The 18,747-nt window shown below is 41.0% G+C and carries 15 protein-coding genes and 1 riboswitch; of the genes, 7 read left to right on the top strand and 8 right to left on the bottom strand.

Annotated elements, in window-relative coordinates:
• The first annotated feature begins 95 nt into the window (after window positions 1-95).
• The 3 genes from baeS to AC4CUZ_RS06615 all read left to right on the top strand — a co-directional run bounded on the left by baeS (window position 96) and on the right by AC4CUZ_RS06615 (window position 4,022).
• The gene (gene baeS, locus AC4CUZ_RS06605) at window positions 96-1,748 is read left to right on the top strand and encodes a sensor histidine kinase efflux regulator BaeS (RefSeq protein WP_490748052.1); all 1,653 of its coding nucleotides are present in this window, start codon (window positions 96-98) and stop codon (window positions 1,746-1,748) included.
• Between the two features lie 19 nt (window positions 1,749-1,767).
• Window positions 1,768-2,454, top strand: a complete 687-nt coding sequence (locus AC4CUZ_RS06610; RefSeq protein WP_004983596.1) for a response regulator — start codon at window positions 1,768-1,770, stop codon at window positions 2,452-2,454.
• 212 nt (window positions 2,455-2,666) lie between these two features.
• Entirely contained in the window at window positions 2,667-4,022 is a 1,356-nt protein-coding gene (locus AC4CUZ_RS06615; RefSeq protein WP_308469522.1) for an amino acid permease, read from the top strand.
• An 898-nt stretch (window positions 4,023-4,920) separates the two neighbouring features.
• Here AC4CUZ_RS06615 and AC4CUZ_RS06620 read toward each other — a convergent pair.
• From AC4CUZ_RS06620 to AC4CUZ_RS06650, 7 genes are all read right to left on the bottom strand, one after another.
• Entirely contained in the window at window positions 4,921-5,292 is a 372-nt protein-coding gene (locus tag AC4CUZ_RS06620) for an MmcQ/YjbR family DNA-binding protein (RefSeq protein ID WP_489773603.1), read from the bottom strand.
• 68 nt (window positions 5,293-5,360) lie between these two features.
• On the bottom strand, window positions 5,361-6,806 hold the full coding sequence (locus AC4CUZ_RS06625) for a protein adenylyltransferase SelO (RefSeq protein ID WP_428870051.1): 1,446 nt from the start codon (window positions 6,804-6,806) through the stop codon (window positions 5,361-5,363).
• A 77-nt stretch (window positions 6,807-6,883) separates the two neighbouring features.
• Window positions 6,884-7,213, bottom strand: a complete 330-nt coding sequence (locus AC4CUZ_RS06630) for a DHCW motif cupin fold protein (protein WP_489773604.1) — start codon at window positions 7,211-7,213, stop codon at window positions 6,884-6,886.
• A gap of 74 nt (window positions 7,214-7,287) precedes the next feature.
• Window positions 7,288-8,454, bottom strand: a complete 1,167-nt coding sequence (locus tag AC4CUZ_RS06635; RefSeq protein ID WP_428870049.1) for an acyl-CoA desaturase — start codon at window positions 8,452-8,454, stop codon at window positions 7,288-7,290.
• 275 nt (window positions 8,455-8,729) lie between these two features.
• Window positions 8,730-9,452: a glycerophosphodiester phosphodiesterase gene (locus tag AC4CUZ_RS06640; protein WP_428870048.1), complete on the bottom strand. Its 723-nt coding sequence runs from the start codon at window positions 9,450-9,452 to the stop codon at window positions 8,730-8,732.
• Window positions 9,453-9,757: 305 nt separating this feature from the next.
• Window positions 9,758-10,336, bottom strand: a complete 579-nt coding sequence (locus tag AC4CUZ_RS06645; protein ID WP_428870330.1) for a cob(I)yrinic acid a,c-diamide adenosyltransferase — start codon at window positions 10,334-10,336, stop codon at window positions 9,758-9,760.
• A 102-nt stretch (window positions 10,337-10,438) separates the two neighbouring features.
• Window positions 10,439-12,346, bottom strand: a complete 1,908-nt coding sequence (locus AC4CUZ_RS06650; protein ID WP_428870329.1) for a TonB-dependent receptor plug domain-containing protein — start codon at window positions 12,344-12,346, stop codon at window positions 10,439-10,441.
• A 39-nt stretch (window positions 12,347-12,385) separates the two neighbouring features.
• Window positions 12,386-12,592: riboswitch (cobalamin riboswitch) on the bottom strand.
• Window positions 12,593-12,735: 143 nt separating this feature from the next.
• On the opposite strand from AC4CUZ_RS06650, the gene AC4CUZ_RS06655 reads away from it, so the two are divergent.
• The 4 genes from AC4CUZ_RS06655 to AC4CUZ_RS06670 all read left to right on the top strand — a co-directional run bounded on the left by AC4CUZ_RS06655 (window position 12,736) and on the right by AC4CUZ_RS06670 (window position 16,800).
• Entirely contained in the window at window positions 12,736-13,377 is a 642-nt protein-coding gene (locus AC4CUZ_RS06655) for a phosphoribosylanthranilate isomerase (protein WP_428870047.1), read from the top strand.
• Window positions 13,361-14,590 (top strand): tryptophan synthase subunit beta, encoded by a 1,230-nt coding sequence (trpB, locus tag AC4CUZ_RS06660; RefSeq protein WP_058870266.1) that lies wholly within the window; start codon window positions 13,361-13,363, stop codon window positions 14,588-14,590. Before AC4CUZ_RS06655 ends, trpB begins: the two co-directional genes overlap by 17 nt.
• Before the next feature lie 541 nt (window positions 14,591-15,131).
• Complete coding sequence (locus AC4CUZ_RS06665) at window positions 15,132-15,644, top strand: DUF1543 domain-containing protein (RefSeq protein WP_428870046.1); 513 nt, start codon at window positions 15,132-15,134, stop codon at window positions 15,642-15,644.
• 163 nt (window positions 15,645-15,807) lie between these two features.
• Window positions 15,808-16,800, top strand: a complete 993-nt coding sequence (locus AC4CUZ_RS06670; RefSeq protein WP_159153230.1) for a DUF2804 domain-containing protein — start codon at window positions 15,808-15,810, stop codon at window positions 16,798-16,800.
• Between the two features lie 49 nt (window positions 16,801-16,849).
• On the opposite strand, the gene AC4CUZ_RS06675 is transcribed toward AC4CUZ_RS06670, so the two are convergent.
• The gene (locus AC4CUZ_RS06675; RefSeq protein WP_178928467.1) at window positions 16,850-18,682 is read right to left on the bottom strand and encodes a DUF3413 domain-containing protein; all 1,833 of its coding nucleotides are present in this window, start codon (window positions 18,680-18,682) and stop codon (window positions 16,850-16,852) included.
• Window positions 18,683-18,747 lie beyond the last annotated feature (65 nt).

Below are 18,747 nucleotides of genomic sequence, written 5' to 3' on the forward strand. Positions count from 1 at the left end.
AAAGATTAAATAATAAAGATGTAGAAACAATGGAGAGTTTTTTGATGCAGTGTTCTATACAATAACAAGGCAAAAGAATGACCGAGAGATTGCTTTTGAAGATTCGCCGCGTACCGATTGCTTTACGCTTATTCCTCACTGTATTGCTGACCACTTTGGTGATTACCACGGTGAGTTTAGGTGTGTTGCATTGGACGATGCAAAAGAATTTTGCCAAATATGTGGCGGACGTGGAAATGCAAAAGCTCGATCATCTGATTGATAACTTAGCAGGCGTTTATAGCACTTATCATGACTGGGGCAATGCCATTCAAGCGCAAATTTTGCAGATTGAAGGACATGCTGCGCCAGATGATTATGACCGTCTCTCTCGTTGGTGGTTACGTCGCCAGTACGACATTGCTTTGCAACAGCGTTATTTTAAAGAAAATACCAAAACCTTACTCAGTGATGTCTCTACCACTGAAGTCAAACATGAAAAACAGATTTTAAACGAACAAGAACTGCAAGCTTTGGAGGAAAACTTACCTTCGGAGTTTCAACCCTTTGAAGGTTTAAAGTTCCCGCTCAGCGCTAATCAAAATGTTTTCCGTCCAGATCGTAAAAAAGAAGAGATTGAACAAGAGAGCAAACAAAACACAGGCAAAAAACAGTTTATTTCCACGCCTGACCGTTTAGGTCTTAGCTCGCGTTTGTCTTTATACGATACGCAGCGTCAGTTCGTGGTCGGTGAACCTTCGGATGATCAAGTTTCTTTCCGTCCTATTGTGGTGAATAACCAAGTGGTGGGCTACTTGGGGCTGAAACCAGTCCTCGATCAAGATGATGCGTTGAGTATCAACTTCTTTAGTAATCAAAAGCGTTATTTATTACTGGTCTATGGTTTAACCGTTTTTGCCAGTTTAATTGCTGCGTTGTTACTTGCGACTTATTTTAAGACACCGATTCAACGCTTGTTAAATGGTACGCGTGAATTAACCAAGGGTAATTTTCAGCATCAAGTTAAAGTGAATCGAAACGATGAGCTAGGTGATTTGTCCAATGAACTGAACCAACTGGCGGTGATTTTAGATCAGCATGAAATTTCACGTCGTCAATGGGTGTCAGATACCTCACACGAGTTGAAAACACCGCTGGCCGTGTTACAAGCGCAGATCGAAGCTATGCAAGACGGGATTCGAAAGCCAACGCCTGAGCATTTTGAATCGATGTTACGCCAAGTCACCAGTTTGAAAAAACTCACGCATGATTTGGCCGATTTGGCACAAGCGGAAGCACAGCAATTAAACTGTTACTTTGCAACCGTGAACCCTTGGACGGTAATTGAGCAAGAAGTGGAAAACTTTAAGCCCAAATTTGAACAGGCCCATTTAAGCATCAGTGTCGAAGGTGAGGGCGCTGAGTTACAACTTGATATTGACCGCTTTAAGCAAATCATGGTCAATTTGTTGGGTAATAGCATTCGTTATACCGAAGCAGGTGGTCAGGTTCGAGTTCATACGGAACAGTCCACAACATCTTGGACGGTCTATGTTGATGACAGTCCTTATGGTTTAAGTGATGAGCAACTAGCAAGACTCGGTGAGCGTTTCTACCGAGTCGATGACTCGCGTACGCGGAGCACCGGTGGTACGGGTTTAGGTTTGGCTTTATCGGCTAAACTGGCACAGGCTTTAGGCGGCGAATTGAGTTTTGATCATTCGCCTTTGGGTGGTTTACGTTGCAAGTTAACGTTCCCAAAAAAATGAAACACAAAAGGAAGTATGTATGAAACATATTATGCTGGTTGAAGATGAAGTAGAACTTGCACAATTGGTCCGCGATTATCTTGAAGCAGCGGGCTTTGAAGTCAGTATGTTTCACGATGGTCAGGACGCATTTGATAGCTTTACGCAGCGTAAACCGAGTCTGATGATTTTAGATTTGATGGTGCCGCGTATGGATGGCTTGACCATTTGCCGTAAAGTCCGTGAACAGTCGGATTTGCCGATTATTATGGTCACCGCACGCACCGAAGAAATTGACCGCGTGCTTGGCTTGAACATGGGAGCAGATGACTATGTGTGTAAACCCTTTAGCCCGAAAGAATTGGTAGCGCGTGTCCAAGCTGTGTTACGCCGTTTAGAGCGTAAGGCTGAGCCTGAAGATCAGTCTTTGTTCCGTATGGATAAAGCGCAGCAACGTATTTGGTATCAACAAAAGCCTTTAAACCTAACACCGACCGAGTTTCGTTTACTGGAGTTGTTTTTAGAGCATGTGGGTCAAGTTTATTCACGTGCACAGCTACTGGATCATATCAACCCAGACAGCTTTGAAGTGGCTGACCGTGTGATTGATAGTCATATTAAGAACTTACGTCGTAAGATTTCGGATGCAGCTGAAACAGGCAACCGTCATGAATGGGTTCAGGCGGTATATGGAGTAGGCTACCGTTTTGAATATCCTGAAGATTAATTCAGTTTTCTGAACGATAGAAGAAGCGGATAAGCCTAGGCTTATCCGCTTTTTTTATGGGATTCAAGCAAAGGCGGCAATCGAAATCAGCAGTTCGCTTAAACCTCTAGCTTGTGAAATGAAACCGAGCAATCTGCAATTTAAAAGGACAAGACTGGTTGATCGTCTGTGCAAGCGGTACAATTCATTTTTTTATCAGATGAGCATGTGTTTTGAGCAGCGAGACGCCTAAACTTCAGCGCCGTTTAAAGAACCGCCATATCCAGTTGATCGCCATGGGTGGAGCAATTGGCACAGGGCTGTTCTTAGGTTCAGCACATATTATTGAATCTGCTGGCCCATCGATTATTTTGGGTTATATGATTGGCGGTTTGATTGCATTTTTAATTATGCGTCAGCTCGGTGAGATGATTGTGCATGAGCCAGTGACGGGTTCATTTAGCTACTTTGCTTTTAAATATTGGGGGCGGTTTTCAGGCTTTTTAACGGGCTGGAACTACTGGGTGCTGTACATCTTAGTGGTGATGACTGAGCTGACCGCGATTGGTAAATATGTGAATTACTGGTGGCCACATATTCCTGCGTGGGTCTCGGTGCTGGTGTTTTTTGTGGTGATCACACTGGCCAATCTTGCCAATGTCAAACTGTATGCGGAGTCTGAGTTTTGGCTGTCGATGATTAAAGTTGTGGCGATTATCGCCATGATCATCTTCGGGATTTATCTGTTGTTGACGGCTGATGTCGGTTCAACTGCATCCGTCACGAACTTATGGGTACATGGCGGGTTTTTCCCACATGGCTTTGAAGGCTTGTTTTATATGCTGGCCTTTATGATGTTTGCCTTTGGCGGTATTGAGTTGATCAGTATGGCGGCTGCGGAAACCGAAGATCCTGAAAAGAACATTCCAAAAGCCGTCAATCAAACGGTGATTCGGGTTTTCCTATTCTATATTTGCTCGCTGGCGATTCTTTTGTCTCTGGTGCCTTGGAATCAATTGGATTTGGGGGGCTTAGATAAAAGCCCATTCGTACTGATTTTTAAGCAAATAGGCATTGATTGGGCAGCGCATTTACTCAATTTTATTATTCTGACGGCATCGGTTTCTGTTTGTAATAGTGGGATGTATGCCAATAGTCGCATGCTATTAGGTCTGGCCGAACAGGGCAATGCCCCGCAAGTTTTTAAGCAGGTGAATCGGCAAGGGACACCGATTGCGGCTGTTTTATTTTCAGCATTACTGATTTTTGGTTGCGTGCTGTTGAATTACTTTTTGCCTGAAAAAGCGCTCAGTTATCTGATTTATATTGTGGTCAGTGCTGCGGTGTTGAATTGGATGATGATCAGTTTGATCCATCTTAAATTTAGACAGAGTATCAAAAAGCAGGGCATTCAAACTAAGTTTCCAGCGTTATTTGCACCGTTTAGCAATTATTTTGTTTTAGTGTTTATGCTGATGATTTTATATATCATGTGGAATCAGGGTTTTATGCTTTCCGTGTTGATGCTTCCTGTGTGGATCCTCGTGTTATTTGTGTTATTTAAAACATTGAAGGCGAAGAAGAGCTAAAGCGCAAGTGATGATGTTGAAAAGGACTCATATTGAGTCCTTTTTTTATTGGGTTTTTGATCATTTAGGGTTCTGGTTCATGGGTGAATTATAAGTATCTAAAATAATGTTTTAATTTGTCTTTTTACTTTTACGTTTGTTTTAGACAAAGTCGATGAGTCGATATTCAAATCAGCAACTGAATATGAAAATGAACAAGATTTTACTGATTCTCAATGGGTCTTTATCTGAGGTTTGGCATGACCTGCTGATTAACTTGGGTGGAGAGTGAGCTACTCTCATACTTCAACTTTTCGGATTGATATGTATAGATAATTAAATAGGCAAAATTGAGAAAAGAGTGCTTGTATTTCCGACAGATTGAAGCAGTGGGCTATAAAGTTGCTTTTAAAGTACTCAAAAATTAACTTTAAGGAGTCAGGTTTAGCTTCGGTTATCCTGAAAACTATCCACAATTTCTGCGGATAATTTTGGGGGTAAGTCTAATTAAGCTTATTTTTCCATGTACGTTTTGGCTTACAACTATTCAAGTCGATTGCGTCTAGGTCAGTCCCAAGATTTTTTATATGATGCAGTCATAGAGAACAGGAAGTTCCAAAACATAAAACAAAAATGATAAGTTCAATACTAGGATGTGAGGTACGACAGGAGTTATACCTAGCTAACCAATACGAAAAAGCTCGACAGGATGTCGGGCTTTTTTTATGATCTATGAATGCCTCATTTCACTTTTCGTTTCAAAATTTGGGTTCAAATGGGCAATACGTAGAAAACGTCGAAAAACTGTTTAGCCGAGACAATATACCTTCAAATCCATGACCTGTTTGATGCAGTGATAGGGTTGTGCTTTAGAACATGTAATAGGAATAATTAACAATCTTTTTCACTCAATACATATTTAGGTGATGGCTTGAAGCGCAGCGATTCGCTGTCTTTGTCGTTTACTCAGCTTGGATACCACGAGCTCATAAGAGCTATGTAGCAGATCAATGACTAAATCAGGATCTAAGTCTTCATCTTCATATATCGAAATCCAATGCTTTTTATTCATATGCCAACCTGCATGAATATACGGATAAATATCACGTAGCATCGCGCCGTGGTCAGGCGTAACTTTTAAGTTACTTAAAGCCGCGCCACTTAAAGATGAATTGAGCAAAAACATTTTATCCATGACTTTATAGACATCACAGCCTTCACCAAAGGGCTGACTACACGTCACTTCTGGCAGGGCAAGTGCAGCTTTTGCAGCAATAAGGTGTAAGGACATGTTGATCATCACTCTAGTGGAAAGCCTTGTGGATATTGTTTAATTTATCCACAGTTTAAGCCAAATGCTTAAGAGGAACAACTCACCATCACCTCAGGAACATCCGTTGGCAAAGGTGCTAAATCTTCCGCTTTCTCTAGTGCTACATTTCGCTCAAACGGGCGGCTAAGCAGGTCAAATAAGCGTTCGACTTCTGAGAAATCATTCCGTTCAGCCAGCTCAATCGCTTTTTGTGCCATGTGATTGCGTAGGATATAAACAGGGTTGGCTTGTTGCATGGCTATATTAAGTTCTGCTGTGTCTTGATTCGCACGAATTTGTTCATATTGCGCGAGGAAACTTTCAAATTGACGACGGTCAAGGCAGTCATCTTTAATCATTTCATATTGCTGCTCTTGCAAACGCGTAAAGCTTTGTGTGTAGTCGAGCTGTTCGGTTTGTAGAATCCGTAAGAAAGTCATGGCACAGTCAAAACTCTCAGTGTGGAAATGAGGTAAGCCCATTTTCTGACTTAAACCCAGTTTGTAGTGCTCCAAGAACGTGGGTTCATAGTGCTCTAAGCAATCTGCAAGGTCTTGCTTCCATTGTTCTTTGTCATAGTCTTGCGGACAAAGCGGAATGAGGTTATTCAACCATGTCCATAAGTTCCAATGTCCAATGCTTGGCTGCTGCTGATAGGTATAGCGGCCTTGGTAGTCGGAGTGATTGTTAATCCAATTCGGACGGAAGCGTTCCATAAAGCCATAAGGACCAAAATCGAGGGTTGAACCTGTAATGTTTAAATTATCAGTATTCATCACTCCATGTGCGAAGCCGACCAGTTGCCATTTGGCAATCATTACCGCAGTCCGTTGAATCACTTGGGTTGCAAATGCCACAACAGGTTGTTCCGCATCTAAACACTCGGGGTAATGCCATGCGATACATCTTTGGGTAAATTCGCCGAGTAAATCAGGTTGATACTGATTGATCCACTCAAAATGTCCCAAGCGAATATGACAGTCTGATGTACGTAACATCATGGCACCGAGTTCCAACTTTTCCCGCTGCACGCCTTGAGCCGACGAGGTAAAGCCCACCGCGTTGCTTGAAGCCACGCCTAAACTATTCAGCGCATGTCCAGCCAAATACTCACGAATGACGGAGCGAAGTACCGCACGACCATCTCCCATACGCGAGTAAGGAGTAGAACCTGCACCCTTTAAATGCAGGTCAATGGTTTGCCCATGTTGATCAAGAATTTGTGCGATCAATAAACCCCGACCATCACCGAGCTGTCCTGCCCACTGACCAAATTGATGTCCTGCATAGACCATTGCCAATGGTTCAAATTCACTAAAGGTTTTTTGTCCGCTGCAAATCTCTACCCAAGACTGTTTGTCGGCTTCAGACCATTGCAACTGTTCTGCTAAAGCGGCATTGAAATGACCTGCTTTTGCCCCTTTTAGTGGCAAGGGCTGTTGATGGTGATAAAGTTTTGAAGGAAGGAGGGAGTAGCGTGAATTGAACTGCATAGTGAAGGATCACAAGGGATAAGCCATGACCCCATCAATATAGCAAAGTTTTATGTTAAGACATATATCCAACTGTTTTAGTCAACTATAAACAGTTTGGCACCTTTTGAGGTGGACGAGCGATGGGCTTCGGCTTGATCCGCAACTTGGTAACTCATGCCAGCTGTGAGGGTAAAAGTTCGACCATCATCTAGTTCGGTGTGTAGTTCGCCTTCTAAGCACAACAGGATATGTCCTTTAGAACACCAATGGTCGGCCAGATAGTTTTCCGAATACTCCACCATACGTACGCGAATCGCGTCAAATTGCTGAGTACGCCATAGGGCATAACCCTGATCACCTGTATGGCGGGTGGTGGGTATCTCGGCCCAGTTGGTGATCCCGAAAGGAATATTCTTAATATCCATGTTGTTATCCTTTATGAACTGCTAAAAAAAGCCCCTTGCGGAGCTTTCTTTTGAAATGCTGAATCAGAGATTAATTACTGAGAAACAGGGGCTTTTTTAATGCTGCGCATCAGTGTGGTCAAGGTTTGACGGTGATGACCTAGACGCTGTTCGACTAACTGAAACTCAATTTTGAGCTTTTCATCCATTTGATGGATTTTTTCAGCCACTGCTGTTTTCTTGGCTTGAATTTCTTGTTCTTTCAATTTTGCCCAGTCATTCAAGGTTTGGGTAAAAGCATCATATTCTTGTGCAATACGAGCTTTCGCAGAGCTGATGTCATCATTGACATTGAGACCATGAACTTCTAAGTCTTGCTCAGCATATTTAAACTTCATCGCAAGTTCAGCTTTTTTAATATTGAAGCTCGGAATACGACGTAAGTTTTTAGCTAAACCGAGTTTTGAGCATGACCAAATCAACCATTTGGTTGGGTCATATTGCCACCATTTCACGCCGTTACGATAGTCGTATTGGAAAATGTGGTGGTAGTTATGATAACCCTCACCCCAAGTAGCAATGGCTAACCAGAAGTTGTCACGTGCGGTATTTTCGTCTGTATATGGACGTTTGCCCCACATGTGGCATAAAGAGTTAATGAAGAATGTAACATGGTGACTGAGGATTAAACGCATTAATCCGCCCAACAATAACACACCCCATAAGTCGCCTACAGCCCAACCAATTGGTAATAAAATACCCATGTGGACGCTGATCACTAAAGGAACATAGTATTTGTGTTGGAACATCACCAATTTGTCATTGAGTAAATCGGGTGCATTTTTAAAGTCAGGTTCTGCTGATGGATAGTCACGAAGCATCCAACCCATGTGCGCATACCAAAAGCCATTGTTAATCGAGTACGGATCTTTCTCGATATCATCGACATGGCGGTGGTGGGTACGGTGACCTGAACTCCAAAATAAAATACTGTTTTGCACGGCAAAGGTACCCATAATCATCAAAATGATTTTTAAGGGTAAGCTTGCTTCATAAGCACGGTGTGCCCATAGACGGTGATAGCCAGCAGTAATACCTAAACTACTAATACCCAGTAATACAAACATACTGATCCAAGCAGCTAAGCTAAAATCATGCTGAAAGGCATATAAGGGAATTGCAATCACAGCCACAATAGGAAGAAAAACCAATGCAAAAATTGCAACCCAGTTAAATGGGGCTTTGGGTAGGGGAGCATTCATCTCCAACAGCACTCCTGAAACCTTGGGAGGTATAAATGGAAGGTCAATCCATTACTTTTTGCATGGATTAAACTACATCATATTAGCATGAGCGAACCGAGATTCACTAGCATTATTGTACAGATGTATTGTACTAAACAGTAACAGAATACGAATGTTTAGGTATCGAAATGATCGAAGCATTTTTAGGCACTATAGTCGTAGAGTGATCAAAGTGAAAAATGAATATTTTAGTCGCGTTCCTCATGTAAAACTTAACTAAATCTTTAGCTTGCTCAATGTATATCTGTCAAATGTTGTAGCATCATTTTAGGAAAATCGGTAATTAATCCATCAATGCCACAGTCACGTAAATGTTTGGCGCGCTCGATGTCATTCACTGTCCAAACACTAATGGCTAAATTTGCTTGTTGTGTGGCTTTTAACAAGTCATCGGTTGCCAGTTGGTTCATCCAGCCGATTTGGCAACAGTCGTATTTGAGCGCTTGTTCAATCGCAAGATGTTGAATATCGTCTTCAATCAATAAGCCACGTTTAAATGTTGAGTGTTGATCTTGGAGTGCTTGTAGGATTTTAAGATCAAAACTGGTGATGACCGCACTGTGTTCAAAGCCTCTAAGTTGCTGTGTGAGATGTTGTGTTAGTCGCTCTGCTTCAGCTTGTGTTTGCACGGCTTTGACTTCAACTTCAAGATGTTCGAAGTCCTGCATAATCTGGAGGGCTTGTAGCAATGTTGGCGTACTTTGCTTTTCCCAGTCTAGCCAAATATGTGCTTGGTTATAGGCATCGAGTTGTGTGCTGCTTAATGGGTAGAGTGCTTGGTCACTACCTGTGGTTCGGAGCATGTTGTCATCATGCATAATGATCAGCTCATGGTCTTTGAGCTGACGAACATCAAATTCGACCGCACGTATTCCTAGATCATGAATATATTGAAAACCGCCGAGTGTATTTTCTGGGGCTTCACCACGTGCACCACGATGTCCGATGATTCTCATATTGAACCTAATCTATACGTCTTTTGCGTGATTGTAGCGCTAAAAACATCGGATTGGGGATAGATTCTAAGGTGGAGATATCAGATATGCGTAAATGAGATTCGTAATGGTTTGAGGCAGAACTGAACTTGAATGAAAGGCTTCTGTGATATTCAAGATAAGAGAAGGCATTTGACGAGTTTTACGATTGGCAAATGGTTTGGGATACTTTTCCTGAAAGAAATGTAAGCTAAGAAAGCCTTCCAGTGAATTGATCACTGCAAGACTCCGAAAAAATCTATTTCGTTCTAAAAACTTAGAAACGTTTAAATAGTCTCATTAATATTTTTTTGCCAAAGTACTTCACTACCACCTTCGGCACGTTGCAAAGTGCGTGAAGCGACAAATAACCAATCGGATAAACGATTGAGTAATTGTAATGAAGTGGCTTGAATATTTTGGTCGCGGCTATGTACAGTCATCAGGCTACGTTCTGCACGGCGGCATACTGAACGGGCTTGGTGTGCGTAGCTACATGCCAACGTGCCCGCAGGTAAGATGAAGTCTTTGAGCATAGGCAAGTCTTCATTCATACGGTCAATTTCATTTTCCAAAAATTCAACTGCAACAGGTAACACCATATTGTAGTTTGGAATGCAGACTTCGCCACCCAGATCAAATAACCAGTGTTGAATTAAGCTTAAAGATTTGTCCCAAGCGGCTTTATCTTCAATTGAACTGATAGTAATTTGTGCGCGTAAAATACCAATGCAAGAATTTAATTCATCGACATCGCCTAAAGCGCCGATACGTAAATCATCTTTGGCAACGCGTGAACCATCGCCAAGACCTGTTGTGCCTGAATCGCCTGTACGGGTGTAAATTTTGCTTAAACGGTGGCCCATAGTTTTTCCTAGAATTTTTAAGTCATAAAAAAGGATAATGTCGGTCAGAACATTATCCATAAACTGCGCTGTTTTAAATGTTTTTTGAGGCTTTAAGTTAAATTAATAACGGAAAGTGACTCCAGCAGAAGCAAGGCGACCGCCGTTGATATACCAATCTTTAGATGGGTAAGTATTTAATACCTCACGATATTTAACATCACCTACATTTTGAATATTGGTAAATAGTTTTACATTTGGATTGATGTTCCAAAAAGCATTGAAGTCAACAGTGGCATAACCTGGTACTTTTACAGAATTTTCACTATTACTGGCATTCGAGTTTGAACGAGCAATTGCAGAAACACTTACACCATAAATCGCATTTTCTAAACCAGTGGTTAAGGTAACTGTATTTTTAGGGCGGTAGGCAATTTCTAAACCAGTTTCTTTATTTTCGGTTTTTACATAGGCATATTCAGTTGATAAGAAAAGATCATTTTGTTTCCATTTAAGACCAACTTCACCACCAGTAAATTGCGCTTTATTGATGTTTTCATAAGTGGTTGTTGATATATTTGTTGCAGAATCATAACTTGGAAATGATGTAATTAAGTTTTTAATATCTGTTTTGTATGCTGATAAATAGAGTGCTAATGCAGACGTAAACTGATGGTCTAAACCAATTTCATAAGAAATACTTTCCTCTGGCTTGAGGTTGGTATTGCCATAAGTATGATAGATTCCATATTGATCAGACTCTTCGCTATAGTAATAGAGTTCTGTAAGTGCAGGAGCTCTAAATGCTGTTCCAACATTGGCATAAACACTGGTTGTCGGTTGTATAAAATAACGAATAGCGCCTTGTCCAACAGTATGATTACCAAAACGTTCATTATCTTCTAGACGTACACCAACTTGGGTATTAAATTTTTCGTTTTTAAATTGGTGTTGTACATAATAACCCGTGCTATCTACACTTTGGTTACTGTTTAAAATGGTATTACTTTTGAAATTTGCATCATTATAAGTTGCACCAACTAAAATGTTTTGATTCGGTGTGAATTTCCATTTTAGATTTAAGTCACCTTGATTATTTTCAGTATTATAGTATGAACCATAATCACGTACATCTTGCTTATCTTGAACATTTGCATATTGCGTATTCAAAACTAAATTAGGCAAAATGTTATAAGCAACTTTGGCATTGATGACACGATTCTCAAATTGACGAGGCGAATCGTTGTTTAAGCTTAGATAATGGAAAAGATTAGTCCCTTTATTTTCGCTAATAGAGACACTGGTATCAATTAGGTCTTTTTGAGTATAACCTAGTTTCGCATTGTAGCCCTTTTGGTCATATCCAGCTTTTTTATTTTTAGATTGGCTTTCGAAGATAGGTGTACCATCACTTTCTAAGCGTTGTCCACCAACTTGAGCATAGAAACCTTGATTGGTAACTAAATTAGCATTTACGATCGTTTTATAAGTATTATTTTCACCGTAAATCCCCGTTAATTCAGCACCTGATTTTTCTGGTTTTTTAGAAATTAATTGAATAACCCCGCCAATTGCATCACTACCATATTGTACTGATGCAGGACCTTTTAAGATTTCAATTTGTTGTGCATCATTGGTATCAATAAAGCCAGAAAATAAAGGTGAATAATGATTCTGATTATTTAATCGAGCGCCATCTTTTAAGACAAGTGTATGGGGCTGATACGTTCCACGTAGATAGATTTCTGGTACTTGTCCAATACCCCCCGATTGTTTGATATAAATACTTGCATCTTTTTGAATTAGATCAGACAAGTTAAGCGTGGGATTTTTTTCGATCGTCTTTTGATCAATTACATTAATACGTGCAGGTACATCTTTAATCTTTTCTTCAGAACGCGATGCGGTAACCACTAAAGTTTCTAAAGATGCATTGACAGAAGAATCTGTATTTGCTTGTGCCGATACGGAGAAACCCATCGCAATAGCGATAGCACCTACAAGTGCAGTAGGTTGAAAAAGAGTAGACATGTTTTTACGCTCCATACATTCACCCCCCGTGAATGATTGAGTTAAATGGCGCAACAAGCAGGTCTCCGGACTTAAATATAAATATTGCGAACAATATTGGTATATCCATCTTCCCACACGAGTGCAGTGATGTAAGTGCAAATACTTATAAAGATATACGTTTCGTTTTACCGTTGCGGGGGCAGTGTTGGATTCTCACCAACTTCCCTAAAGCATAGTGCTTAGACTTATTGCATTTGAGCGAAGTATAAGGTTTGTATGCGAATTAAACAATCTATGTAAAGATTTTTCAGGATGAACTTTACGCAAGGTGAAAAAATTGCATTACAATGATTCGCCCTGTTATTTATAGATCAGCTATAAATAGGGTTGAGCCAGAGTCATAACCTATGCGAACCCGTGCCAAAATTTGTGGAATTACCCGTAGCCAAGATATTCACGCTGTGGTCAATGCCGGGGCAGATGCAATTGGTTTTGTATTTTTCCCGCCTAGTCCACGCCATGTAAGTGCCGCTCAAGCTAAAGAATTGATTCAACACGTGCCTGCGTATGTGCAAACTGTTGGGCTTTTTGTGAATGCCACAGCGGATGACATTGCCGATGTGTTAAAACTAGTTGCGCTGGATATCATTCAATTTCATGGTGATGAAACACCAGAAGACTGTCAGGCAATTGCGGCACAGGTTGGGCGCCGTTGGTATAAAGCCATTCAAGTAATATCTGAAATGGATGTGGTGGCAGAAGTTCAACGCTTTCAACAGGCAGGGGCAAGCGCAGTGCTCTTAGATGCATGGCATCCTGAACTGAAAGGGGGAACAGGACACAGTTTTGACTGGTCACAATTCCCCAAACTGGATATTCCTTTGATTTTAGCTGGTGGTTTAACCCCAACTAATGTTGAAGACGCTATAAAGACGACTGGGGCTTATGCTGTAGATGTCAGCGGAGGCGTCGAATCCGCTAAAGGTATAAAAGACCAACAACTTATAGAAAACTTCATGCAAGGAGTCCATCGTGGATCAGCAAAGTAATGTGATTGACTATACCCAATACCCAGATGCAAAAGGGCATTTCGGTATCCATGGCGGACGTTTTGTGTCAGAAACTCTAATGGCTGCATTAGAAGACTTAGAAAAGCTCTATTTCCGTATGAAAGATGATGAGCAATTTCTGGCAGAATTCGACCGTGACCTCGCCTACTATGTAGGTCGTCCTAGTCCTTTATATTATGCTGAGCGATGGTCGAAAGAGTTGGGTGGGGCGCAAATTTACTTAAAACGTGAAGATTTGAACCATACTGGCTCACATAAAGTGAATAACACCATTGGTCAGGCACTATTGGCAAAACTGTCTGGTAAAAAACGTATTATTGCCGAAACAGGTGCTGGTCAGCATGGTGTAGCAACGGCCACGATTGCCGCACGTTTAGGGCTTGAATGTGTGGTATTCATGGGTGCTGAAGACGTGAAACGTCAAGCCATGAACGTGTACCGTATGCGTTTACTCGGTGCGACCGTTGTTCCTGTGGAAAGTGGCTCTAAAACATTGAAAGATGCCATGAACGAAGCTATGCGTGATTGGGTGACCAATGTTGATTCAACTTACTATGTGATTGGTACGGTTGCAGGCCCACACCCATATCCGCAGTTAGTTCGTGACTTCCAATCCATTATTGGTCGTGAAGCTCGTAAACAAATTCAAGAGCAAGCAGGGCGTTTACCTGATGCTTTAGTGGCGTGTGTGGGCGGTGGTTCAAATGCAATGGGCTTGTTCTATCCATTCTTAAATGATGCTGATGTGAAAATGTACGGCGTTGAAGCAGCAGGCTATGGCATTGAAACGGGCAAACATTCTGCACCGTTAAATGCAGGTCATGTCGGTGTTTTACATGGTAACCGTACTTACTTGATGTCGGATGAACAAGGTCAAATCATTGAAACGCATTCGATTTCTGCTGGTTTGGACTATCCGGGTGTAGGTCCTGAACATAGCTTCTTAAAAGATATGCACCGTGTTGAATATGTTCCGATCAATGACAATGAAGCCTTACAAGGCTTCCGTGATTTAACCCATATTGAAGGGATTATTCCTGCACTGGAAAGTTCTCATGCGATGGCTTATGTCACTAAACTTGCGCCAACCATGTCTAAAGATCAAATTATTATTGCGACTGTTTCAGGTCGTGGTGATAAGGACTTAATGACTGTGGCGCGTATTGATGGCGTGGAAATGGTTGAGATGTAAGAATCCTCCACTAACCACTTTTGAAAAAGAGAGAAAAGCCCCCCCCCTTTTTTAATAAATGAGGGTTGGGTAGATTACAAAAATCGTGCTGAAGTAATTCAGCACGATTTTTTTTGAAATAGACGTTTATCCAAAACATGAATAAGTGAAGGTGACCTAGATGTTGCCCGTTGAGCAGCATTACAGGGATGTAATGTCTGCTCAATAAGATGGTTTTGTTACTTTTGACGAAACAAAAGTAAGATATTTCCTCCCAATGAAAGCTCTGGTCAAATCTATCTTACTGGTCATGTAACGTTATCTGTATTTTGACGGAGTCTTACCGCTTACACCTCAAATGTAAGGAGTTCATAATGTTACTTTGGATAAGCCCAAAGTAACCAAAGGCATTGTCATTCGCAAAACTCGTCCTATACTTTCATGTGATTAATATCGTTGCAAAAACATTTCTCTCGCAGTGTGGTCTACCTCGAACAATTGCGAATAACGTTTCCGTGAATCTCATGTTAGCTGTAAAAATGTGTCAAAAAAAGGAAATAGAATGCCCAACTTATTTATGGTCATGCTTGGTGGTCGCCATGCCCACGCCAATACCGAAGTTCATGATGTTGTATTTGCTGTCGCTGACAGATTACAAGACACCTACCCGCAACTTAAAAATGCGTGGTTTGGTGAACAAAAAGGCTTACATATTGATGCTTGGACGCAAGTGAATGGTGTTGAAAGTGCAGGGAGAAAATACCAAATACAGTTTAGTGATGCACAGCCTCAAGTCACAGATGAAAAACTGTGGCTCATAAATTTAGGTGGGTATGACACACATGAATTTGGGGAGTTACATCGTTATGTACTCGTGGTTGCTCCGCATGCCGCAGAAGCCAAACAACTTGGCAAACAACATTTTGATCAAAAGTGGCAAAAGCAACATACTGACCGTATTTTAGAAGTCGATGACTGTATCTCGATTGATTGTGTACATGGGCGTTATGTGGCTTTGGTTGAAGCTGAGTTTGATGCAAATACGTGGGAAAATACATATCTCATGTTAAATTAGAATCAACAGGTTCGCTCTTTCTGGCATAAGATGGATTAAAACGAAAAAACGAGTTTCATGAATAATTTGATGAAAAAAACAACTAAATACTATTCATGATTAAAATTATAGGCATAATATGCCTATGGATATTCATTAACTTTTGCTTAAGGATAAAGCATCAATGGATTTGATACAGTCCAACGGACAACCACATTATGGTCGGTTTAGCGAACTTCCAAAAACCATTGATTTAAATAAGTATCAGTATAAAACCCCGTATGGCGAAGTCCTCACTGGCTGGCGGAAAAAGCTGAAATATAAGAAGTTTAAGTTTTGTAGCATTCAACATGAGCATTACACCATTGGCTTAGCGATCGCTGATATTGCTTGGGCTGGGCATGGTTTCGTTTATATTTACGATCATCTTAAAAATGAAGTGCTTGAATGGAATGCCGTGAATTTTCTGGCGCGTAAAACCGTATTAGATGAACAACCTTTGTATAACCAAAGTGTGTTTGCAAATTCACCGTTTCAAATTGAAATTCAGCATGCCAATGGGGTGCGTTATGTTCAAGTCACTAAGTATGGTGAGATTAAGCTGAGTGCCCGAATTTTCTGCGCAGGTACTGATCCATTGAGTATGTGTAGTCCAACAGGGATTAATGGTTGGACTTATACTCAGAAATTGACCACCTTAGCGTGTGAGGGTTTTTTTACCAATAAAGCGGGGCAGATCATTCAGTTTAATGAGCGGACCTTGGCTGCGCTAGATGATACCTGTGGTTTCCTCCGACCGGAAACAGCTTGGTTTTGGCTTTCTTGTAGTTTTTGGGATGCACAGGGTAAGCGTATTGGTCTGAACTTAGCCTCTGGTGTGAATGAAAGTTTTGGCAATGAAAACTGTCTGTGGGTGAATGGAAAGCTCTACACTGTGAGTGATGTTCTGTTCCAAATGGAAGAAGAAGGGCGTTGGAGCATTCGCTCGCTAGATGAACGCTTAAATTTAACCGTGACCACGGGGTGGCGCCGTTTTGAAAATCTAAATTTGCGTCTCGTGGGCAGTCAGTTTAGTCAGTGGCAAGCCAAAATTAGCGGTACGATTCAGCAGGGTGATCAAGAGATTGTATTGCTAAATGAATATGGACTGCTCGAACAGCACTATGCAAAGTGGTAAAAACACTTGTGATAAAAAAACCGGCATCATGCCGGTTTTTCTTTTGCCTTTATTTATTAAAACGACTAATTTGCTCCAATGCTGCTTGAACATGAGCATAGTTTGGCTCTTGATCTGACATTGGCTGATTCTTTTTGTCTAAGATTTCGAATTGCCCAATAGCCCCCACTTCTAAGATGTTTTTAGGGGTAACAATGCCATATTTACTATAGCTTGAGGTTAAAATCCAATCACGTTGAATTTGTGCTCCCAACAAATCTTCCCCCACTGAATAGTCGTGAATTTTTGTGGTCACACCCAAATAGTTCTTCATGAGAGTTGGAACAATATCTTGATGGCTAGTTAAAACTTGGTTATTCCATAGTTTATCAGCTTGAATCTTCGGACCAATGATTGCAAAAGGAACTTTGACTTGAGGGTCGGTAAAGTTACCATTATGTCCCCAGAAGTTTTGAAGATTATCATTCACCTCTTGTCCGTGGTCGCCAGTAATGATGACCAATGTGTTTTCTGCATCACCCGTTTCTTTTAGTTTATCTAAAACCTGTTTCACAATGCTGTCGACGTAGTGCACACTGGTTTTATAACGATTCATCATTAATGAACGATCAGAATCATTACTTAACTTGAGATAATTAACCTCATCCAGCATAGGTTTGTACTGGTGTGGATAGTCTTTAGGGAAGCTGTATCCGTGTGGGGAGTCGTAAAATAAAAATGAAAAGGTCGGTTTGTTTCGATCTCTTTTTTCATACCACTTTAACCAATCCTGCGTTAGTTCTTCATCTATACCCCCCGCCACTTTGCCAGAAGAACCAATACGTAAATTTGGCACTTTTGAAAATGCGGTTTCGTGGAATTCAGGGTTGGTTAATTTGGCAGCAGCAAATAAACCGAGTTGATAATTCAGTGCTTGCAAACGGTCAATAAATACTGGACTTTGGCGGTTCACAATCATGCCATGCCAGTAAGTACCAGGAATACCATAGAACATCCCAAAAATACCTGTGCGTGTGGCATTTCCTGTTGAATAGTGTTGATTAAAAATCTTTCCGTTCTGCGCATAACTCCACAAGTTTGGTGAGTTGTCTGCATTAAATGTGTCTGCACGCCAAGAATCAATCACGATAAACATAATATTGGTGGGTTGCTTTGGAGCTTCTCCAACAATCGGCGTCAGCGGATAATTCAGGTCACTTTTACGTTCTAAAGACATAGCCTTTTGTTTTTCTAAGGCTTCTTCATCAATCCAGCCGTACTTTTTCATGGTTTTATTCGAGGTCATCGGATAAAACATCGGTAAATAGCGTTGTGTCATGGTCACAGGTTGATAGACATGTGCTGCAGCCCAAACGTGAATACCATTACTTAAAAGTAAAGCGACAAACACTAAGCCTGTAAACTTTTTACCAATGCTCCATGAAAAAGTGGGTAATTTTTTCTCTAAGAATCGGATCAAGTAAAATTGTGCTGCAAAAATACAGGCAATCGCAGCAATGACCATCAGCCATGTTGAGATTGAGAAACTCACAACCTGACCTGACATCACCAGTTCCAGCATGACGGTATTGATATGGAAACGGTACTGTGCGTAAACAAAGGTATCTATGATCAGTGCAATGAGTGCCAAGCTAGCAATACTTGCTTGCGTAATATGACGTAGCGTATTGGGTAGAAATAAGCTCGGAATCAAGATCAAGCCAATCAATGAAGCAAGCACAGTCATGTGCGAGAATGTTCCAGTAAATAAGAAACTGAATCCCAATAAATCTGTTGGAAACTCAGATAAATACAGGAAATATCTGCAAGCAATAAGCATCGAGATCACTGCATTGACCATGATCAAATAACCAAGAACGCGGAGTTTGAATTTAAACGACATTTTTAACTTCGGATGTAATCGGACATACAAATTCAACTTCATATACCCATGTTTTAAGATGGCGT

Source organism: Acinetobacter sp. 789_lipA (assembly GCF_058242845.1).